Origin of the sequence: Aquiflexum sp. TKW24L (genome assembly GCF_023502205.1) — a bacterium.
Lineage (GTDB): Bacteria > Bacteroidota > Bacteroidia > Cytophagales > Cyclobacteriaceae > Cognataquiflexum.
The window spans coordinates 144,163-163,664 of sequence record NZ_JAMFLG010000003.1; the positions used below are offsets into that span (position 1 = coordinate 144,163).

General features: G+C 40.7%; 17 protein-coding genes. 9 read left to right on the plus strand and 8 right to left on the minus strand.

What is annotated here, in order from left to right:
* Positions 1-124 precede the first annotated feature (124 nt).
* Positions 125-1,054 (minus strand): ROK family protein, encoded by a 930-nt coding sequence (locus M3O96_RS03560; protein WP_249718839.1) that lies wholly within the window; start codon positions 1,052-1,054, stop codon positions 125-127.
* A gap of 384 nt (positions 1,055-1,438) precedes the next feature.
* Between M3O96_RS03560 and M3O96_RS03565 the strand changes: the two genes are divergently transcribed.
* The gene (locus tag M3O96_RS03565; RefSeq protein WP_249718841.1) at positions 1,439-1,798 is read left to right on the plus strand and encodes an arsenate reductase family protein; all 360 of its coding nucleotides are present in this window, start codon (positions 1,439-1,441) and stop codon (positions 1,796-1,798) included.
* On the opposite strand, the gene M3O96_RS03570 is transcribed toward M3O96_RS03565, so the two are convergent.
* The gene (locus tag M3O96_RS03570) at positions 1,795-2,622 is read right to left on the minus strand and encodes a CvfB family protein (RefSeq protein ID WP_249718843.1); all 828 of its coding nucleotides are present in this window, start codon (positions 2,620-2,622) and stop codon (positions 1,795-1,797) included. The two genes, M3O96_RS03565 and M3O96_RS03570, sit on opposite strands and share 4 nt — an antisense overlap.
* Positions 2,623-2,773: 151 nt before the next feature.
* On the opposite strand from M3O96_RS03570, the gene M3O96_RS03575 reads away from it, so the two are divergent.
* Positions 2,774-3,664 carry a 3-hydroxyacyl-CoA dehydrogenase family protein gene (locus M3O96_RS03575; protein WP_249718845.1) on the plus strand — a complete coding sequence of 297 codons (891 nt, stop codon included), beginning with the start codon at positions 2,774-2,776 and terminating at the stop codon, positions 3,662-3,664.
* Positions 3,665-3,717: 53 nt separating this feature from the next.
* Positions 3,718-4,335: a deoxynucleoside kinase gene (locus tag M3O96_RS03580; protein ID WP_249718923.1), complete on the plus strand. Its 618-nt coding sequence runs from the start codon at positions 3,718-3,720 to the stop codon at positions 4,333-4,335.
* 12 nt (positions 4,336-4,347) lie between these two features.
* On the opposite strand, the gene M3O96_RS03585 is transcribed toward M3O96_RS03580, so the two are convergent.
* Entirely contained in the window at positions 4,348-4,992 is a 645-nt protein-coding gene (locus M3O96_RS03585; protein WP_249718847.1) for a DUF7255 family protein, read from the minus strand.
* Between the two features lie 8 nt (positions 4,993-5,000).
* Positions 5,001-5,462, minus strand: coding sequence for a DUF2452 domain-containing protein (locus tag M3O96_RS03590; RefSeq protein ID WP_249718849.1), 462 nt, complete (start codon positions 5,460-5,462; stop codon positions 5,001-5,003).
* Between the two features lie 380 nt (positions 5,463-5,842).
* On the opposite strand from M3O96_RS03590, the gene M3O96_RS03595 reads away from it, so the two are divergent.
* The 3 genes from M3O96_RS03595 to ggt all read left to right on the plus strand — a co-directional run bounded on the left by M3O96_RS03595 (position 5,843) and on the right by ggt (position 10,346).
* Positions 5,843-6,175: an Hpt domain-containing protein gene (locus M3O96_RS03595; RefSeq protein WP_249718851.1), complete on the plus strand. Its 333-nt coding sequence runs from the start codon at positions 5,843-5,845 to the stop codon at positions 6,173-6,175.
* Positions 6,176-6,274: 99 nt separating this feature from the next.
* Positions 6,275-8,650: a S9 family peptidase gene (locus tag M3O96_RS03600; RefSeq protein WP_249718853.1), complete on the plus strand. Its 2,376-nt coding sequence runs from the start codon at positions 6,275-6,277 to the stop codon at positions 8,648-8,650.
* The gene (gene ggt / locus M3O96_RS03605; protein WP_249718855.1) at positions 8,640-10,346 is read left to right on the plus strand and encodes a gamma-glutamyltransferase; all 1,707 of its coding nucleotides are present in this window, start codon (positions 8,640-8,642) and stop codon (positions 10,344-10,346) included. The genes M3O96_RS03600 and ggt overlap by 11 nt, the downstream gene beginning before the upstream one ends.
* Before the next feature lie 169 nt (positions 10,347-10,515).
* Here ggt and M3O96_RS03610 read toward each other — a convergent pair whose 3' ends face one another.
* Together M3O96_RS03610 and M3O96_RS03615 are read right to left on the minus strand one after the other, a co-directional pair.
* Positions 10,516-11,901, minus strand: coding sequence for an NAD-dependent epimerase/dehydratase family protein (locus tag M3O96_RS03610; RefSeq protein WP_249718857.1), 1,386 nt, complete (start codon positions 11,899-11,901; stop codon positions 10,516-10,518).
* Position 11,902: 1 nt separating this feature from the next.
* Positions 11,903-13,153 carry a protoporphyrinogen/coproporphyrinogen oxidase gene (locus M3O96_RS03615; protein ID WP_249718859.1) on the minus strand — a complete coding sequence of 417 codons (1,251 nt, stop codon included), beginning with the start codon at positions 13,151-13,153 and terminating at the stop codon, positions 11,903-11,905.
* A gap of 150 nt (positions 13,154-13,303) precedes the next feature.
* On the opposite strand from M3O96_RS03615, the gene M3O96_RS03620 reads away from it, so the two are divergent.
* Positions 13,304-14,533: a serine hydrolase domain-containing protein gene (locus M3O96_RS03620; RefSeq protein ID WP_502798898.1), complete on the plus strand. Its 1,230-nt coding sequence runs from the start codon at positions 13,304-13,306 to the stop codon at positions 14,531-14,533.
* A 184-nt stretch (positions 14,534-14,717) separates the two neighbouring features.
* On the opposite strand, the gene M3O96_RS03625 is transcribed toward M3O96_RS03620, so the two are convergent.
* Entirely contained in the window at positions 14,718-16,097 is a 1,380-nt protein-coding gene (locus tag M3O96_RS03625) for a DEAD/DEAH box helicase (protein ID WP_249718861.1), read from the minus strand.
* An 11-nt stretch (positions 16,098-16,108) separates the two neighbouring features.
* The gene (locus tag M3O96_RS03630; protein WP_249718864.1) at positions 16,109-16,453 is read right to left on the minus strand and encodes a DoxX family protein; all 345 of its coding nucleotides are present in this window, start codon (positions 16,451-16,453) and stop codon (positions 16,109-16,111) included.
* Between the two features lie 167 nt (positions 16,454-16,620).
* Here M3O96_RS03630 and M3O96_RS03635 point away from each other — a divergent pair, with 167 nt between their 5' ends.
* Positions 16,621-17,649, plus strand: a complete 1,029-nt coding sequence (locus tag M3O96_RS03635; RefSeq protein ID WP_249718865.1) for a carboxypeptidase-like regulatory domain-containing protein — start codon at positions 16,621-16,623, stop codon at positions 17,647-17,649.
* Entirely contained in the window at positions 17,646-19,487 is a 1,842-nt protein-coding gene (locus tag M3O96_RS03640; RefSeq protein WP_249718867.1) for a gamma-glutamyltransferase family protein, read from the plus strand. The genes M3O96_RS03635 and M3O96_RS03640 overlap by 4 nt, the downstream gene beginning before the upstream one ends.
* Positions 19,488-19,502 lie beyond the last annotated feature (15 nt).

Below are 19,502 nucleotides of genomic sequence, written 5' to 3' on the forward strand. Positions count from 1 at the left end.
GTTAGCTTATATTTTACCCTCAATAGGTCGGATTGATAAATTTGAAATTGAGAAATTATCAAAAAAAAGGTTTTAAGGTTTGATCAAAACCTTAAAACCTTCTAACATTTTAACCTTAAAACCCTTAGTCCTCCTCCATAAAGCACAAAGCCGCCGCGCCAAGGGTACCGGCATTGTTGGCTAAAGTCGCCCTGACCAATTGCAAATCCCGGACATAATATGGGGTGAGATATTGTCTGACAGTCTTATCCAAAGAAGGCATCATATATTCCAAACCTGCTGATATACCTCCTCCAAAATAGACATGGGTCACGTCCAGGATGCGGATGGTTGACACGATGGCTTCTCCCAATATCCTTCCCACTTCCTCAAATACCATCAGGGAAACTTCATTTCCGGCTTTTGCTGTATCCACAAGAAGGTGCGTTCCCAATTCTTTATCTATCAAATCATGTGCAAGTCGTGGGTATCCTTGGATAAATCGCTCCATAATTTTGAGAATCCCATTTCTTCCGACCAACTTTTCCAATCCTTCATTTCCTCGGGAAAGCATGTGGCCCATTTCCATGGCATTGCCTCGCGATCCCTTGAAAATTTCCCCATCTAATACCAATGCACTTCCGATTCCTGTTCCCATGGTGATGAATAGGAAGTTCTCAGGTGGATTGTTTTTACCATAACGGTATTCTCCAATAGCTGCGGCGGCAGCATCATTTTCCAGGTAAAAAGAGATGCCGGGATATTTTTTTTTGAGTTCACCTTTGAGATTGTACCCGTTCAAATCAGGGATAGCCGGGATCTCAAGCGTCGTGGTTCGGTTTTTGGAAATCAATCCAGGTAATCCGATTCCTACTTTTTTGACCTCAGGATATTTTTTCAGAATATCTACCATGTTATCAGTAAAACAGACACTGAATCCCCGAGGGTCGTCTCTATATGGTGCGGTATCAATTTTTTCAAACGAAACAATTTCCCCTTGTTTATTTACCAAACCGATTTTTAAATGGGTTCCTCCCACATCGACTCCCAAAAAATGCTCCTCTTCTTTGCTCATGGTTATTTTTCAATAGGTTTTAAATGCTAAAATAATAAACAGATTAGCTCACTTCCTACAATCTTTGATAAAGTCTTAAAATATTTCGAAGGCAAACAGACAAATCAAAGTAGTTCTGAGGGTTATGCTATCCAAAAATTTACGGAAAATCCTATTGAAATTAAGAAAAGCTCTATTTGAACCCCTTGCATATGCAAAATAGATACAATGCCCACTCTTAATTTCTAGTCCAAATGAAATTCTGTTGCCACATTATTGATGCAATTTCCTTTTATTAAATTAGACAAAAGAAATATAAAGCTTGGATTACATGAAATTATAGAGATAATTATTTTGTTATTTTGTTTAAAAAAAGTATATTAAGTGTCTCTAAACCAACAAACTATGAAAGCACATCCAAGCGAATTGTTTTTCTACTACAATCCAAGCCATAATGTAGACAAGCAAATGAGGGCATATGCCAAGTCAATATCCCGTCATGTCAATGAAATCAACATCGAAAAAGAATCCATCACGATGACAGGCTGGAGGACAATTTTGGATAAGTTAAACCTACGGCCAAAGGACCTGATGAACAGGGCGCATCCGGATTATCAGAAATTTATAGCGGGAAAATCATGGGATGATGAAGGTTGGCTTAATATCCTTATCAGAAATCCACACCTGCTTAAGGCTCCGATCGCAATAAAAAAAGACAAAGCAGTGCTTTGCCTTACTCCTAATGTAATTCTTGAATTAGACTAAGCGAGTCTGATGCCGTCTTCCTGTATTGTTATTTTTTTAGCTTTATATAGTTGACCAATTGACTGTTTAAAGTGCTTTTTACTCATTCCCAGCAACTCTTTGATAGACTCAGGGGATGATTTATCTTGAAGGGGCAAAAATTTCTGGACTTTTAAAACTCCAAGGATTTTTTCAGCCCCTTCTTCATATTTTTCACGCCCGATAGGCAAAACCTGCAAATCAAGTTTCCCATCCTCACGTCTTTTCTTTACAAATACCTTTATCCTATCTCCCACTTTAATGGGCTGAAACACCTCGTTTTTATAAATCAATCCTTCATAACTTCCATCAATGAGCGTTTTGAACCCAAGATCAGTCTCCTCAAAAATCAATGCATCCACCTCTTGCCCTGCGACATATGCCTCGGTATCCATGAGAATAAAATCTTCATATTTAGAAACCCCAATCAACCTATTGGTTTTGTAATCCTGACATACCATCACAAGGTATTTTCCACCAACCTCCATGGTTTTTGCCATTTCAGATTTGGGAACAAAAAGATCTTTTGGAAGACCCCAATCCATAAAAGCACCAAAATCAGTGATTTCTTTGGCTTCCATCACTGCAAATTCATCCAATAAAGCAACAGGTCTATTGGTGACTGCCACGGGCCTATCTTCACTGTCGGTGTAAACAAAAACTTCCAATTCCTCCCCTTCTTTTTCCTCGCCTTTTAGGTAGCTTTTTGGTAACAAAACTTCCCCGCCTTCCCGCAGGGCAAGATATGCCCCATTGGCTGTGAATCGGTTTATTAGCAGTGAACTGATTTTTCCTAATTCTCTCATCGTTCAAAGTTAGCCATTTTAAATGATTGAGAATTGGATTTACTTCCGAATCAAACTAGATTTGGTCAAAAATAGATCAAAAAAACCTGCCCGTAATTGGGACACTTTTCATTTCAATTGTTAACTACTTGAATACTAAACCCAAATCAAAATGAATAATATTTCTGTAATTGGTTCCGGCACAATGGGAAACGGAATAGCCCATGTTTTTGCTCAATTTGGTTACAACGTCTCATTAATTGATGTCCAACAATCAGCTTTGGACAAGGCATTGACAACTATTTCGAAAAATTTTGACAGACAGGTTACCAAAGGAAATTTGACTGAGAATGAAAAAAATGACGCTCTAGGCCGGATCCGGACCTTCACTTCATTGGGCGACGGGGTCGTAAATGCGGATTTGGTGGTTGAGGCTGCTACAGAAAATCTGCAGGTCAAATTGGACCTTTTTCGTCAATTGGATGAGCTGTGTCCAAAAAACACAATTCTGGCTTCCAATACTTCATCCATATCAATTACTAAAATCGGATCGGCTACAAAACGGCCGGAAAAGGTTATCGGAATGCATTTTATGAATCCGGTTCCCGTAATGAAACTGGTAGAGGTAATCAAAGGGTATTCTTCTTCCCAAGAGACGACAGATCATGTCATGCATATTTGTGCCAAGCTGGAAAAGATACCTGTTGAGGTGAATGACTATCCCGGATTTGTGGCCAACAGGATTTTGATGCCAATGATCAATGAAGCTATTTACACCTTATTTGAAGGAGTAGCGGGAATTGCAGAAATCGATACCGTCATGAAACTCGGTATGGCGCATCCGATGGGGCCACTTCAGCTTGCAGATTTTATTGGTCTCGATGTCTGTCTTTCCATTCTGAAGGTTTTACATGACGGTTTTGGAAATCCAAAATATGCCCCATGTCCATTGTTGGTCAACATGGTGGAAGCCGGGTATAAAGGTGTTAAATCGGGTGAAGGTTTTTATGAATATTCTCCCGGAAGCAAGGAATTGAAGGTTTCGGGAAGATTTAAAAAATAACCTTTTCTTATTTCGTGCAAAAAAAATCAGAAGAAAAAGTAAAACAAAAAGACATGCACATAGCGGTATCAGGAAATATAGGAAGTGGGAAAACGACTTTGGCCATCAAATTGGCGAAGCATTATGGATGGCATGCAGAATTGGAAGCTGTGGAAAATAATCCCTATCTAGCAGATTTTTATGAAGATATGAAGCGATGGTCTTTCCATCTGCAGGTTTTCTTTCTCAATAGCCGATTCAATCAAATCAAGAGAATCCGAGAAGATGGATTGTCAGTGGTGCAAGACAGGACGATCTATGAGGATGCCTATATTTTCGCAGCCAATCTTTATAAATCTAAATTGTTTTCTGAAAGGGATTATGAAAATTACTTATGCCTGTTTGATTCGATGATCAATTATGTCAAAGCCCCGGACTTGCTTATCTATTTGAAGGCAGACATTCCAAAACTGGTGGGTCAGATTGAGAAAAGAGGCAGGTCCTATGAAAATGCGATCAGGATTGATTATTTAAAAAACCTGAATTCCCACTATGAAGAATGGATCGGTGGCTATGACAAAGGGAAATTGCTGATTGTGGATGTCAATCAGATGGATTTTGTAGAATATCCTGAAGATTTTTCATCTATTGTACAGCGTATAGACCGGGAGATGTACGGGCTGTTTTCTTAAAAACCCAAAATTTTAAACCAATTTCCTTGAAAACCAATTGAGTATGCCTTGTTGGTACTCTTCTTTTGGATGTAACAACAAATCATCAATTTTTTTGAGACTACCTCCTATCATCAGGTTTTCATACAAGGGTATTCTTATCAATTTAAATCCATGAAGCCTGCTGACAAGGTCGTATTGGGCATCGTTGTAAGCATTCAGCTTCCATCCCGAAGATCCATTTCCTGAGAGATCGCCCGGAATTTCGCTTTTGCCAAATAGTTTGTCTGCTATCGGTGGGCCATTCCAGATTCTTTCCTGCAAACCTGTCTTGAGACATTCTTTTTCATAAGTCCTGCAAAGTCTGAGGTAGGATTCTACCCAAGGAAAAGTAAATACTTCATAAATCGAAGCCTTCAGAGATGTCAAACGATACCTATTGAAATGGACTTCATCGTCATAAATGAATACATGACGGTTTATCTTGAAGTCAAACTTTAATCTTTCCAAGACCGGTAAGTGGCCTTTTCCTCCAAGTTCTGAGAAAACGCTACCCAAAAGCATTTCTCCTTTGCCTTTTAAATAGCTTGGATTGACTTCAAGGGTATGACTGAATTCTACCGGGATGTCTGAGTTTTTTAATACCCCAAACAGATTTTCCACTTTCAAAAGATGCATGGACAAAATTAACCTTCTTTACGGATGATTTCCCAAGTATGGTCAGCAAGCAATTTTATTTCTGCGATGAATCTTGAAAATCTATTCTTTCTCCCCCACTCTTCAGGCGCTATCAAACTGAGAAAATCACCGCCATCCTCCTTTTCATACAAAAAATAATGATGGTTGATCAAAGGCTCAAAACCCATGGAGGTTTTGTAGATCCTTTCGGATATTTCCACCCTGTTTTGGATCAATTTTGCCTGTTCTGCCAAGAGCTGCATCTGCTGATAGATTTGTGCCATCTGCATATCGGTTTGAGAATGCATGGCAGCTACAGCCCTACCGGTAATTTTTCCTGTATCTTCAGGTCTGATGATGGCACTACCTGACTGATGGGCATAGGGTAAAAGACCGGGAATTTCTGTGGTCTTTTCCTTCATTTTATCAAGGTCAATCAAGCTGACATCAATCTTTTGTTTCTTTGACATTGGTTTTTACTGTATCTGATGGGGCGATTCTTTCTTTCAAATTCTTTTTGGAACCAGGAAATGTGGTTTTACTTGACATATCGATTCCTATCCAAAGCATGCACAGACCAAATATGAAAGCTAGAACCAAGAAAATAATTTTATTTTTTTTCATAGCAATAATCAAAGAAACATTAATAACTTAGAGTTGTTCAATTTGTCAAAATTAGAAGATTATTTACTGTTATAAAATTTGAAACTACCGCAGAATGAACACCTTACAAATATTGTAGAGAAAGGGTAATTTTAGGTCTTAAAAAAAAACCATAAAACCACTTTTTTTTATTTTGAAATACATAAATTTGATTGTTATATACAACCTACAGCTATTCGAATATTTTATGTATCAACTTATTAGCCCACAAACTATTTTTCAGTATTTCGGCGATGACGACAAAGAAATGTTGCAGGAAATGATTCAGATAATTCTGGATTCAAATCTTCATGACTTGAAGCAAATGGATGAACTGTACGATGCACATGACTGGGCGCTTATCAAAAGAAGATGTCACAAGGCAAAACCAAGCCTCAGTTATATAGGAGCTATCCAAACAAGAAAAATTTTAGAATCAATAGAGGCTGATCTAGAAAATTCCCATGGTCGTTTCAATGACCTACTTCGTGACATAGAAATTATTGAAAAAGAACTTCACACTTTCCTTGATTCTCTGTAATCAAAATAATTTTTTTACCTATCCCCATTTTTTTATTCCCAAATCAATCCTATTCTTAGACCTTTATTCAAAAACTAAGTTTTAGTAAATTCATTTCCTATGAAAAAAAGCCAATTCCTGTTCGCTTTTCTCTGCCTACTCTCCTGTCACTATGCATTTTCCCAAAGTATACTTTCAGTAGAAAAAATCATGAAAGACCCAAAATGGATGGGAAGCTTTCCATCTGATGTCCAATGGGATGACAAAGGTCAATCGATCTATTTTAAATATAATCCTGAGCAAAATCCGGCTGATTCCCTCTATAAACTCTCTCTTTTGCCTGGAGCCATACCTGAAAAAGTGAGTCTGGCTGAACTGAAAAGCCTAGTACCCCGCAATGCGAAAACCAACATTGCCAAGACAAAAAAGATCTACTCAAAAGACGGAGAAATTTTCATTTACGACCTTAATTCAGGCAACAGATCATCGCTAATCAATCTGGGAGACAGAATTTCTAATCCCGTTTTCCTCGCCAATGAAAATAAAGTGGCTTTTGAATTCTCTAACAACCTTTATTTGCTTGATATTCCTACCGGAAAATTGCAGAAAGTGACCCGAATCCAAAACGGAAACAGACCCAAAGAGAAAGAAGAAAAACAAGCAGAAAGGGAAAAATGGCTGCATGAAGACAATCTAGGTCTCCTACAAGTGGTAAAGGAGAGAAAAGATAAAGCCGAAAAGTCAAAGGAATATAACGAATCCTTTTCTGATAAAGACCCATTTACATTCTACACCGAAGGCAAGCAGGTCATCAATCTGCAGCTTTCACCGGATGAAAAGTATGCCACACTATTACTTGTAGGTCGGGCAGAAAATAAAAGAACGGAAGTGCCGGATTATACGGATGCATCAGGCTACACGACCAATTTAAACACAAGATCCAAAGTCGGAGATCAGCCCCAAACCATTGAACTTGCAGTTTATAATTTTGCAAAAGACACCGTTGTTTTTGTCACCACCGACAGCCTTCCTGGCATCAAGGAACTTCCGGATTATGTAAAAGATTATCCTGAAAAAACATGGGAAGAAAAGTTGAGGAAAGTAGCGATAGCAGCTCCTGTATATTCAAATGATGGCAAGCATGCAATTGTCAATATCCGCGCAAATGACAACAAAGACAGGTGGATTACCCTTCTTGACCTTGAGTCAGCCACTTTAAAATCTGTTGACAGACAGCGTGATGAAGCATGGATCGCAGGTCCCGGCATCGGATGGGGATTTGGAGGAGGAACATTGGGTTGGTTACCGGACAACAAGCACATTTACTTTCAATCTGAGGAAAGTGGCTATTCTCATCTCTATATATTGGATGTAACCACAGGAAATAAAAAAGCCTTGACCTCAGGAAAATTTGAAGTCTTTGATCCATTTCTTTCGAGAAATGGCAAGTATTGGTACCTCACCACTTCTGAAGTCCACCCCGGAGAAAGGCACTTTTATATGATGCCACTCATGGGTGGCAAAATGGAAAAACTGACTACGCTTACCGGAAACAATGAAGTATCGCTTTCTCCGGATGAGAAAAACATGGCGATTCTTTACTCCTACAGCAATCAGCCTACAGAATTATTTATCCAAGCCAACACACCCAAATCACAACCAAGGCAATTGACTTTTGGTCAAAGTGATGCGTTCAAATCCTATTCTTGGCGCGATCCCCAATTGGTCAACTTCAAAGCCGCTGACGGTCAGATGGTTCCTGCAAGATTATATGTTCCTGAAGCCATCAACAACAATGGAGCTGCGGTGATATTTGTCCATGGGGCGGGTTATCTGCAAAATGCCCACAAATGGTGGTCAAGCTATTTCAGAGAATACATGTTCCATAATCTTTTGACGGATTTGGGTTACACTGTTTTGGATATTGATTACAGGGGAAGTGCGGGATATGGCAGAGATTGGCGAACAGGTATTTACCGTCACATGGGCGGAAAAGACCTTTCGGACCAAGTGGATGGTGCTAAATTTCTGATGGAAAACCATGGCGTCAAACCCGGAAAAATCGGGATTTATGGCGGAAGTTATGGTGGATTTATTACCCTGATGGCGCTGTTCAACGAAGCTGAAACATTTACCTCAGGTGCTGCTTTGAGGTCCGTGACAGATTGGGCACACTACAACCACGGTTACACAGCCAATATCCTGAATGAACCCTTCAACGACCCCATTGCATACAAAAGGTCCTCCCCTATTTATTTTGCTGAGGGTTTTAAGGGAAATCTTTTGATTGCCCATGGGATGATAGATGTCAATGTCCATTTTCAGGATGTGGTCCGATTGGCACAGCGGCTGATTGAGTTGGGCAAAGACAATTGGGAAATGGCTGTTTATCCAGTGGAGGACCACGGCTTCGTGGAACCAAGCAGTTGGACAGATGAGTATAAAAGGGTTCTAAAACTATTCAATGAAACGCTACTTGAAGAAAATGAAAAATAAAAGGTATTCCGTTATTCTACTGTTTCCTGTGCTCCTGTTTGTTTTTTCATGCGGGCAAAATGACACGGTTTCATTAGAAAACCGTGGGTTAATCATTGAAAAAGCGATGGTGGTAACCGCAAGAGAAGAATCTTCCAAGATTGGTTTGATGATCATGGAAAAAGGTGGGAATGCTTTTGATGCCATGGTCGCCACGGAATTGGCATTGGCCGTCGCGTATCCTTTTGCAGGCAATCTTGGAGGCGGTGGATTTATGGTATTCAGGTTGGAAAACGGTGAAACCGGGTCTTTGGATTATCGGGAAAAAGCACCTTTGGCAGCCACGAGGGATATGTATCTGGATGAAAATGGGGAGGTTATACCTGAATTGAGTACCATGGGAGCTTTGGCTGTGGGCGTGCCCGGAACAGTAGCAGGAATCTTCGAAGTTCACCGAAGGTTTGGGACACTCCCCATGGAGGAAATCCTTGCTCCAGTGATTGCTTTGGCCGAAAAGGGAGTAATTGTTACCGCAAACCAAGAAAAGAGACTCGCCTCCAACAGGGATAATTTCATCAAGGTAAATGGAGAAAATACTTTTTTTGCGAGGGAATTTAAAACCAATGACACCATCAAATACCCGATTCTTGCCGAAACATTGAAAAGAATTGCCAAAAACGGAAAAGATGAATTCTATCAGGGGGAGACTGCCCAAAAATTGGTGGATTTCCTCCAAGCAAAAGGAGGAATCATCACCATGGAGGACATGTCCGGTTATGAAGCCAAATGGCGTGATGCTATTTCCTTTGATTATAAAGACATCAGGATTATTTCGATGGCACCACCTAGCAGCGGTGGGATTACTTTGGCCCAAATCTTTGGAATGCTCGTGGGTTTTGACTTGAAGTCAATGGGACACAATTCTGCCCAATACATCCAAACATTGACGGAAGCAGAAAGAAGGGCCTATGCAGACAGAAATTTCTATTTGGGTGACCCTGATTTTGTGGCAGTTCCGGTAAATGAATTGATTGACAAGGATTATCTGAAAGATAGGATTTCAGATTTCAACCCCGGCAAAGCCACTTTGTCGAGTGCTGTATCTCAGGGAATGATTCAATATGTAGAAAGTGATGAAACCACCCATTATTCCATTGTCGATCCCTTTGGAAATGCTGTGGCGATAACGACCACATTGAATGGAGCTTATGGTTCCAAATTGTACAGTGATGAACTTGGCTTTTTTCTCAACAATGAAATGGATGATTTCAGTGCCAAAGCTGGTGTTCCAAATATGTTTGGACTTGTCGGGGCCGAGGCCAACAGCATTGCTCCCGGAAAAAGGATGCTCAGTTCTATGACTCCTACCATTGTAGAAAAAGATGGGCAGCTTCTCATGGTGGTGGGAACACCGGGAGGTTCTACGATTATCACCTCCGTATTGCAGACCATTTTGAATGTAGTCGAGTTTGATATGACCATGCAACAGGCTGTTGATGCGCCCCGTTTCCATCACCAATGGCTTCCTGACCTGATCAATTTTGAACCTGAGGGATTTCCGCTAGGTATATTGGATGAATTAAAATCCAAAGGTTACCTTATCAATGAAGGCTTCACCCCCATTATTGGGAAAGTCGACGCCATTTTAAAACTTCCCAATGGGAAATTTGAAGGAGGCGCTGACAAAAGAGGAGATGACAAGGCAGTAGGCTATTGAACTCCTATTTATTGATATATTTATTGTACGTACGGATTGATCCCTGTAGATTGGATATCCATTATAATTCTTGTTTCCTGACAGAATGCCCGGGGCATCGGTCTTCCGTCTTCCGTCCCGACTGCATAAGAATAAGGAGTTGAAGGCAAAGAAGCGCATTTCCATTTATTTAACTTCCCTTGTACTTTTCTAGGTATTCCCTAAATCGGTTCATTACCCAAAGGTGAATTCTAGCTTGGGTATTGACATATACAATCCATGGCAGTCTGGGTACAAATTCATGTATCGCCGTGATCATATATTTTCCTCCCAAAACCTCCCTGAACTCCAGCCATCCGTAGTCAAATCTTTTGACCAGCCATCCTCCTGTGATGTAAAACAATTGCCGTTTGATGTCACTTCGATCCGGAATAAGGGTCAGTTGCAACATCGGTTTCGATCCTTTCAATATGTAAAAGCCTATGTCCCCACGACTGTTTTCTTTGGCAGTGATCAGAAATCTAAAAAAAGTCGGTAACCATCTTTTATACCTGTTAGCTACCCACAAGGCACTTTTATGTCTCGTATTGGGCATCCTTTGGATACTTCTGACAGTGTTTTTTACATCCCTGTCATTTTTAAACTTTGGAATTGCCGGAAGTTTATTGGCAGGATCAAGGGCTTCCTTGACGCTTTCCTCATATGTCAAATAATCGATTTCTTTTTCTTTGAATTTGAGCTCCTCTGATACTGTCAAAGTATGTTTGAGACTCTCTACCAAAGGAGAAACCAATTTCGCTGGAGTTTCTCCAAAATAGGAAACCCAAAGTTTTGAAAATCCCACGGAGAAAACCGGCACTGTGAAAATAAATCTTTTCTTTCCCATCACCCTTGCGGTCTCTTCCAGCATGCCTTTGTAGGACAGAATTTCGGGGCTTCCGATTTCGATGGCTTTCCCAAATACATTTTCATTTCCAATGCAGGAATCCATGATAATCAATGTATCACGGAGAGAAATGGCTTGCGTTTGAGAAGTAGTCCATTTTGGACACATCAAAATCGGGAGTTTTCGGACGAGATTACGCACCATTTCAAAAGAAGAACCTCCTGGACCGACTATGACTCCGGCCCTAAGTGCAGTGACAGGTACTCCCCTTTCACCAAGTGTTTTTTCTACCTCCAGCCTGCTTCTGAGATGAATTGACATTTTTTCCTCTTCTACTTCTTTGGGAAGAATTCCACCTAGATAAAGTATCTGTTTGATATTATTGGCTTCTGCAGCCCTCGAAAAGTTATCCGCCAAAAGTAGGTCAGTATCCTCAAAACTACCTTGGTCGAGCCGTGTCAAAGCACTCATAGAATGGATCAGGTAGATGGCATAATCCACACCCTGTAAGGCTTCTATTGTAGAGGTAATTGAGAATAGTTCTACTTTTCTCCATTCTACTTCTGGATTCGGATTTTGGATGGCATCCCTTCTGCTAAGTGCAATAATCTTGTATTTATCTTTGTACTTATCGATAAACCACCTTCCGATATATCCTCCTGCTCCTGCAATTGCTATGGTCTTTTTCAATTTAGTGGGTGGGTTGAAGGCTTAACATAACTGCTTCTGCTGCTTTTCTTCCGGCAGTCATGGCAGCATTAATGGAACCATTGAGCAGGTAATCTCCTGCAAGGTATATATCGTCCTGAATCTTGGTATTCGTCGGAGAGAAAGTGTATTGCATGTCATCTACCTGAGGAAGAGCTTCCAAAATTTCGTAAGTTTTGATATGGTGGAAAAAGGAGGCTGAAATGCCTGTGAGGGATTCAAGTTCCACTGTGACTAATTTGATCAGTTGATCATCGGCTTTGGAATCCTTGGTGACTGTGACAGAAAGCAATGCTTTGCCGGAACTGCTATAAGATTTAGAGACATCTGTCATAAACACCAGATTATTGATCAGAAACTGAGCATCAGGTACCAACCCGATCATGGGTTGGGCGATGAAGGATTTTTCAAGGGAAAAATATAGATTGATGACCTTTCTATATTCTTTAAACTGACCATCTAATTGGGTAAGAATTTTGTCCGGTCTTGAAGCGATGATGATTTTATCGGCCTGCAGTTGCTTACCTTCCTTTAAATGAATCGTCTTACCTTCTACCCTTTCGACAGGAGAATTGAAATGGAAAATAGTCTTTTGGAGTTTGTTTTTTAACTGATTTGGGATTTCCTGCATTCCATTTTCCGGAACAGCAGCATTTCCTATTGAAAACATCTTGAAAACAAAGTTGAACATTCTTGAGGATGTCTGCAGCTCGTTTTCAAGGAAAATTCCTTTGAAAAAAGGTTTGAAGAAATTGTCAAGGATGGTTTCAGAAAAGCCATAATTCCTCAAGAAATCAATGGTGGGAATGGATGGTGCGGCAAAAATATCTTCTTCAGTTTTCTTTTTCAGGCCATTGGTAAGACTCAATATTTTGAACTTGTCTTTGAGGGTTCCCACTTTAGAAAAAGCCATTCCCAACAACCTCATAGGATTTCTCAAAGGATCATGGATAGCAAAAAAGTCACCCGGTTTGAAAACCAACGCTCCGGGATCAAACATCTTGAGGTTTAATTTTTCATAATCTAAATATCTTTTGGCCTCAGGATAAGCAGTCAACAAGACCTGAAACCCCCTATCCATCAGAAATCCCTTTTCACTGTCCGTTCTGACCCTTCCGCCTACACTTTCAGAAGATTCTAAAATAATGGGGCTGTATCCCGCTCTTTCAAATTCATAAGCTGCTATCAAGCCGGAAATTCCTGCTCCTATTATATAAATTTTTTGTTGATCCATTTCAGCTAATATTCAATAAGACAAATATTCTTCTCAATTGTTTTACGCTACAATTTAGTGCATTATTACCAACCTTTTAAATGTTAAAAGGGCTAATCCTGTAATTTGATTTTCAAGAACCCTAGATTGCCGATACATTCGAAAAAAAATATGATGAGAAAGATATCCCAAATCTTCTTGGCCTTGACGGTGACTTTAATCCCCTTTTCAACTTTGGCCCAAAAGGATTATTTCCCTGCTTCCGGCGATTGGCAACAAAAAAAGCCTACCGAAATGAAGGTGGATGCAGGCAAACTTCAGCAAGCGATTGATTTTGCCATTGCTACCGAAAGCGAAGCTGACCCCAATCTGAAAATGGCACACTATCAAAGTGCTTTTGGGAGGGAGCCTTTTGGATTTCCTGTCGGCCCAATGAAAGAAAGAGGAGCAGCAAACGGTTTGATTATTTATAAGGGCTATATCATTGGACAATGGGGAGACCCGGACAGGGTTGACCTGACCTTCAGTGTGGCCAAAAGTATCCTTTCTTCCACTGTGGGGATGGCTGTAGACAAAGGACTGATCAAAAGTGAAAAGGACTTGGTTTATCCTTATGTGGGGCCGATCATTCCTTATGATCCTTATAAAGCGCTCAAAAACAAAGCAGACCACTTGAATGAGGAAGATGTTTTTGACCTTTTTGCAGGTGAGCACAATAGAAAGATTACATGGGAACATCTACTGCGTCAGACTTCCGATTGGGAAGGGACACTTTGGGGCAAACCTGATTGGGCAGACAGGCCACAGGGGAATTCTTCTGAATGGCTCAACAGGCCAAGAAATGAACCGGGGACAGTTTACAAATACAATGACACGAGAGTGAATGTCTTGGCTTTGGCGATTTTGAATGTGTGGAGAAAGCCACTTCCGGTGGTTTTGAAAGAAAACCTGATGGACAAAATCGGTGCTAGCCCAACATGGAGATGGACTGGTTATGAAAACTCCTTTATCATTCTCGATGGACAAATCATGCAATCTGTCAGCGGAGGTTCACATTGGGGTGGTGGCATGTTTATCAATGCCTACGATCAGGCAAGGTTTGGATACCTTACCTTAAGAAAGGGAAACTGGAACGGCGTACAAGTGCTATCTGAAGCTTGGATCAAAAAATCAAGAACGCCAACATCCGTCCAACCAAATTATGGATTCATGAATTATTTCCTGAATACCGACAGAAAAGAAATTCCAGCTGCTCCGGAATCTGCATTTTTCCATCTAGGTGCAGGAACGAACATGGTCTATGTGGATGAAGAAAACGACTTGGTGATCGTGGCAAGGTGGATCAAAGACAAAGAAAAAGGGGAATTGGTCAGGATGATATTGGAAAGTTTGCCTAAGTAAAAGCCCTACTAATGTCCCTAACAAAAAAACGTCAGTGGAAGCTGACGTTTTTTCTTTATTGTATAGTTCTTCAAATTGAAAGATTGAAATTTCAAGTCTGCAACTTCCAACTTCCTTACTTCGGACTTCCATCCCATATAAAGTGTAATAATGGGAATCCAACAAAGAAGCTGATTTAAATGGATTACTCAATCACATTGGTCCTTCTCCCATAAGGAGTGTTTTTTTCATTATTGCCATCGGCAGGTTTTTCTCTCGGAGGCCTTGGGGCTTGTTTTGGTTCTGCAGGTTTGGTTTGACCCGTGTCTTTGGCCGCAACGTTTTGATTATCTCTTGGTTTGAAACCCTTTTTCTTTCCGGAATTTTTAGAGAATTTTTTCTTATTCTTAAAATCTCCGGATTTCTCAGAATTATGACTTTTACTTTTATAATCAGGTCCTGATTGAAAACCTTCAGGAAGCGGAAACTTCTCTATTTCCATCGCGATCATCTGCTCGATTCTGGAAAGTTTGTATTGGTCCTTGTCACTTACAAAAGTGATAGCTTCCCCGTTGCTGTCGGCCCTTGCCGTACGGCCTACCCTGTGGACATAATCCTCGGGATCATTAGGCGTGTCATAATTGATGACTAACTCAATACCGACTACATCAATTCCCCTTGAAATAATATCAGTCCCTATCAAAATTTTAAGTGATTTATTCTTAAATCTTGACATGATAATTTCTCTTTCAACCTGCTCTAAATCAGAGTGAAAAGCCTCTATGTCAAAATCTTTTTTCAACAGCTTGAATAAGTTTTTTACCTTCTCTTTGGTGGAAGCAAAAATGATAACTGCCTCATAATCCTTTTTGGAAAGGATTGCTCTCACAAGCGCTTCCTTTTGGGTTTCATAGACGAGATATACACCTTGCGTCACATTAGCGGCAGTTTTACCGATAGCCAAACTGATCTCTTCAGGATTATTGAGAAGTTGTTTGGAAAATTGCCTGATCTTCGGAGGCATGGTTGCAGAAAAAAGAATGGTCTGTCTCTTCTTTGGAAGGTAATTGACAATTTTCAAAATGTCTTCCGAAAAACCCATATCCAACATCCTGTCCGCTTCATCCATGATGAGGTGCTCCAATTTGTCAAAATTGATTTTCCCTCCAGCCAATAAGGCTATTAACCTGCCGGGGGTAGCAACGATAATTTCGGCACCGACTTCCATGGCTTTTTTCTGTTGTTCCCATGCAATACCATCACCACCGCCATAGACAGGAATCGAGCTTATTCCTAAGAAATAGGCAAATCCCTGAATTTGTTGGTCAATCTGAATGGCCAATTCCCTTGTGGGAGCCAAAATCAATGTGTTAAGGTCTGTTTGACCTTCTCTAGCCATTTTATTCAAAATGGGTAAAATAAATGCAGCAGTTTTTCCGGTTCCTGTTTGGGCACAGGCGATTAAGTCTTTGCCCTGCTGGATCACAGGGATTGCAAACTCCTGGATGGGGGTAGGTTTATCAAAACCCATGGCATCAAGTCCTTCATTCAGGCTTGATTCAAAATTAAAATCACTAAAATTCAAAGTCAATCAGTTTAGACATACAGATAGGCCCAGGCGATAAGTACAAATTGTAATGGCAATCTCAGGAATAGGGCCCATTTTGGTATTCCTTTGGCGCCTTTTTGAAACATATAAATATTTGCAGGGAACACAGCCAGGAGAAGAAGTATTATTCCAATGGCCGATATTGTCCTAGTAAGATCAAATAACAGTCCAAACCCAAAAACAATTTCAAACAAGCCCGAAAGCGCATTCAACAGTTTTGGATTTGGAAGATAAGGAGGAATGATTTTGATATACATCCAAGGTCTAACAAAATGCATGATCCCCGCAAACACAAAAAGCCCACTCAGTAAATAAAGAAAAAATAAGTACATGGGTTTTGTTCCAGTTATTCCAAATCAATATTTATATTCAAAGTTTAAATGTAGGTTAACATACCCATATTACAAAACAATTGGTGCTCTTACCTATTTACAGTCAGTACATTAATTTTTGGAAAAACATTATGATGAAAGAATACACAAAGCCCTTTATCCTTTTAATGATAATGATTTTCACTGTTGGCAACCTCATGGCCCAACGTTTTAAAGTCACCGGGATGCTTAGAAACGGAGCCACCGAGGAGCTTTTAAGCGGTGCTGAAATTACCATGAAGAATTTTGCATACTCCGCACTTTCTGACGAATCAGGTAGGTTTTTTATTGACAGTGTTTTTTCCAATAACTATGTACTCAACATAAAAATGAATGGTTTTCAATCCTATCAAGCACAGATTCAGGTATCTGATAATTTGAACCTTGGACTGATTACCTTATTTCCAATTGGGTATGAAGATGAATCAGGTGCTGCCTTGCAAAAAACAATTAGGGCGACCAATATTGCCGAATTGTTCAGTAAAAGGCCAAATTTCATCGGGGGAAATTCCATCTATGGGATTCCCCCTGAGCCTAAACAACTCCAGGGAAACTTCTACTTGGATACAAAGTGGAATAAGGCTTCTATCTTACTTTATAAAAATGAAGAGTTGATAGAAGGTTACTTCGTAAGGTATAACATCAACAGTAACAATTTAGAACTGAGGTCAGAAAACTCCGATGATGCCACCACTATTCCCGGATTGAGGGTTAGGAACATGGTATGGATTGATTCTGAGCATGGTGTGCCGAGGTATTTTGTCAATGGAATGGATTTCAAAGATGAAGGTTCGCCGATAGCAGGATTTTTTGAAGTTCTTGTCGATGGCAAAATGCCTTTGGTCAGAAGAACAATCGCCTCCATCAAGGAATCGAACTACAACCAAGCTTTAATGGTGGGTGAGCGGGATGATCGTGTGGTAAAAAGGTTTGTTTATTATTACATAGAAGGAAAAAATGTCATTGAAATCCCTTCAAACAAGAAAAAAATATTCCCGATTTTTGGTGATAGCCAAACAGAAATGGAAGCATTTGCAGATGCTAACGACCTCAACCTCAAGGAGCCATCTTCCCTATTCAGTTTATTCACCCAATACAACAGTAATTATGAAGGCTTTGATGCTTTACTTCCCAAATTAATCGAAAATCAGCCATGATAAGGAACTTTACGATTTTAATAATCTGTCTTTTCACTTTCAATGTTTCGGCTCAGACGCAAAAACCCCCACTTCATGGAAAACATTGGATGGCCATCACTGGAAAACCACTTGGTGCTACGGCCGGTGCCATGATATTCAACCAAGGAGGAAATGCCATAGACGCTTCATGCGCCATGCTTGCGGCAGTTTGTACCATGTGGGACGTATTGAGTTGGGGTGGCGAAACACAGGCATTGATTTACAATCCCAAAACCGGAAAGGTCATTGCCATCAATGCCATGGGAATCGCCCCGACAGGAGCTACAGTCGAATTTTACAAAGAAAAGGGAATGGCCTACCCACCTGAGTTTGGACCATTGGCCGCTACGACTCCGGGAACACCTGGTGGATTGATGACCATGTTAGCCGAGTATGGCACGATGAGTTTGGAACAAGTGCTCGCTCCAGCCATGGAAATGGCAAAAGGATATCCCATCGAAGCCCAAACTGCAAACATGATCGAAAGGAATAAAGACAAAATCAAAGAATGGCCTTATTCCAAGAAGGTATTTTTGCCACATCTTGGAGAAGAAAGAGAAGCGCCATATCCGGGAGAAGTTTTTGTGCAGGAGGATCTGTATCAGACTTTGAAGAAATTGGTGGATACCGAAAAAGCCGCGCTTGCAGCCGGTAAAAACAGAAAAGAAGCCATTTATGCAGCCTATGAGCGTTTTTACAAAGGAGATATTGCCGCCGAAATTGTAAGAGGAGCAAGAGAACAAGGTGGACTTTTTACGATGGAAGACTTTGCAAAATGGAAAGTTAAAATCGAAGAACCGCTGAAAGTAAATTACAAAGGCATTGATGTATACAAACTTCAGGAATGGACCCAAGGACCGGCATTGCTCCAAAGTCTGAATATCCTGGAGAATTTTGACCTCAAGTCAATGGGGTATAATTCAGCCAATTATATCAATACAGTATATCAAAGTATGAGTTTGGCATTTTCAGACCGGGATTTCTATTACGGCGATCCTGATTTTACTCCAAAAAGCCCGATGAAGGGTTTGCTTTCCAAGGAGTATGCGAAAGAGCGGGCAAAGTTGATCAAAGAAAAAAATGATCCTGAAATGGGTCCCGGTGACCCCTACCCTTTCCAAGGAGAGACCAATCCTTTTTCACATCTCTTGGCCAATAGGAAAGAAGCCTTGGTGTATGACCGACCTGAGTTGCCGATCCAAGGCCTAGACGATCCTTTTCTGGACCATTTTCTTGCAGGCACGACTTCCATCCAAGCGGCTGATGCCGAAGGTTGGGTGGTTTCCATTACCCCTTCCGGTGGTTGGGTTCCTGCGACCATTGCCGGAAATACCGGTGTTGGCATGAGTCAGCGGATGCAGAGTTTCGTTTTGGATGAAAGGCTCAATCCCTTCAATGTCCTGCAACCGGGGAAAAGACCAAGGGTAACCTTGACCCCAAGTATGGCTTTGAAAGATGGTAAACCCTTTCTCTCCTTTGCCGTGCAGGGCGGAGATACCCAAGACCAAGATTTGGTGCAGATGTTTTTGAATATCGTAGAGTTTGGGATGACTGTGCAGGAAGCCGCAGAAGCTGCCAACATCCATAATTACCAGATCCAATCTTCCTTTGGCGCTCATGAGTCAAAACCCGGTTCCATCACGCTCAACAGTCAGGTTCCTGCTTGGGTAAGAAAAGACTTGCAAAACCGGGGCTACAAGCCAAATATGCTTGACAGAACTTCAGGTCCACTCAATGCCATTTGGTTTGATTGGAAGCATGGGACATTTTGGGGAGGATCGAGCAATCATGGAGAGGATTATGGGATAGCTTGGTAGGGGTTGGGAAAGCTT

Excerpts from the sequence above, each read along its gene's own strand:
- M3O96_RS03560 (WP_249718839.1), bottom strand. The coding sequence starts at position 1,054 with ATGAGCAAAGAAGAGGAGCATTTTTTGGGAGTCGATGTGGGAGGAACC.
- M3O96_RS03565 (WP_249718841.1), top strand. The coding sequence starts at position 1,439 with ATGAAAGCACATCCAAGCGAATTGTTTTTCTACTACAATCCAAGCCAT.
- M3O96_RS03570 (WP_249718843.1), bottom strand. The coding sequence starts at position 2,622 with ATGAGAGAATTAGGAAAAATCAGTTCACTGCTAATAAACCGATTCACA.
- M3O96_RS03575 (WP_249718845.1), top strand. The coding sequence starts at position 2,774 with ATGAATAATATTTCTGTAATTGGTTCCGGCACAATGGGAAACGGAATA.
- M3O96_RS03580 (WP_249718923.1), top strand. The coding sequence starts at position 3,718 with ATGCACATAGCGGTATCAGGAAATATAGGAAGTGGGAAAACGACTTTG.
- M3O96_RS03585 (WP_249718847.1), bottom strand. The coding sequence starts at position 4,992 with ATGCATCTTTTGAAAGTGGAAAATCTGTTTGGGGTATTAAAAAACTCA.
- M3O96_RS03590 (WP_249718849.1), bottom strand. The coding sequence starts at position 5,462 with ATGTCAAAGAAACAAAAGATTGATGTCAGCTTGATTGACCTTGATAAA.
- M3O96_RS03595 (WP_249718851.1), top strand. The coding sequence starts at position 5,843 with ATGTATCAACTTATTAGCCCACAAACTATTTTTCAGTATTTCGGCGAT.
- M3O96_RS03600 (WP_249718853.1), top strand. The coding sequence starts at position 6,275 with ATGAAAAAAAGCCAATTCCTGTTCGCTTTTCTCTGCCTACTCTCCTGT.
- ggt (WP_249718855.1), top strand. The coding sequence starts at position 8,640 with ATGAAAAATAAAAGGTATTCCGTTATTCTACTGTTTCCTGTGCTCCTG.
- M3O96_RS03615 (WP_249718859.1), bottom strand. The coding sequence starts at position 13,153 with ATGGATCAACAAAAAATTTATATAATAGGAGCAGGAATTTCCGGCTTG.
- M3O96_RS03620 (WP_502798898.1), top strand. The coding sequence starts at position 13,304 with ATGATGAGAAAGATATCCCAAATCTTCTTGGCCTTGACGGTGACTTTA.
- M3O96_RS03630 (WP_249718864.1), bottom strand. The coding sequence starts at position 16,453 with ATGTACTTATTTTTTCTTTATTTACTGAGTGGGCTTTTTGTGTTTGCG.
- M3O96_RS03635 (WP_249718865.1), top strand. The coding sequence starts at position 16,621 with ATGATAATGATTTTCACTGTTGGCAACCTCATGGCCCAACGTTTTAAA.
- M3O96_RS03640 (WP_249718867.1), top strand. The coding sequence starts at position 17,646 with ATGATAAGGAACTTTACGATTTTAATAATCTGTCTTTTCACTTTCAAT.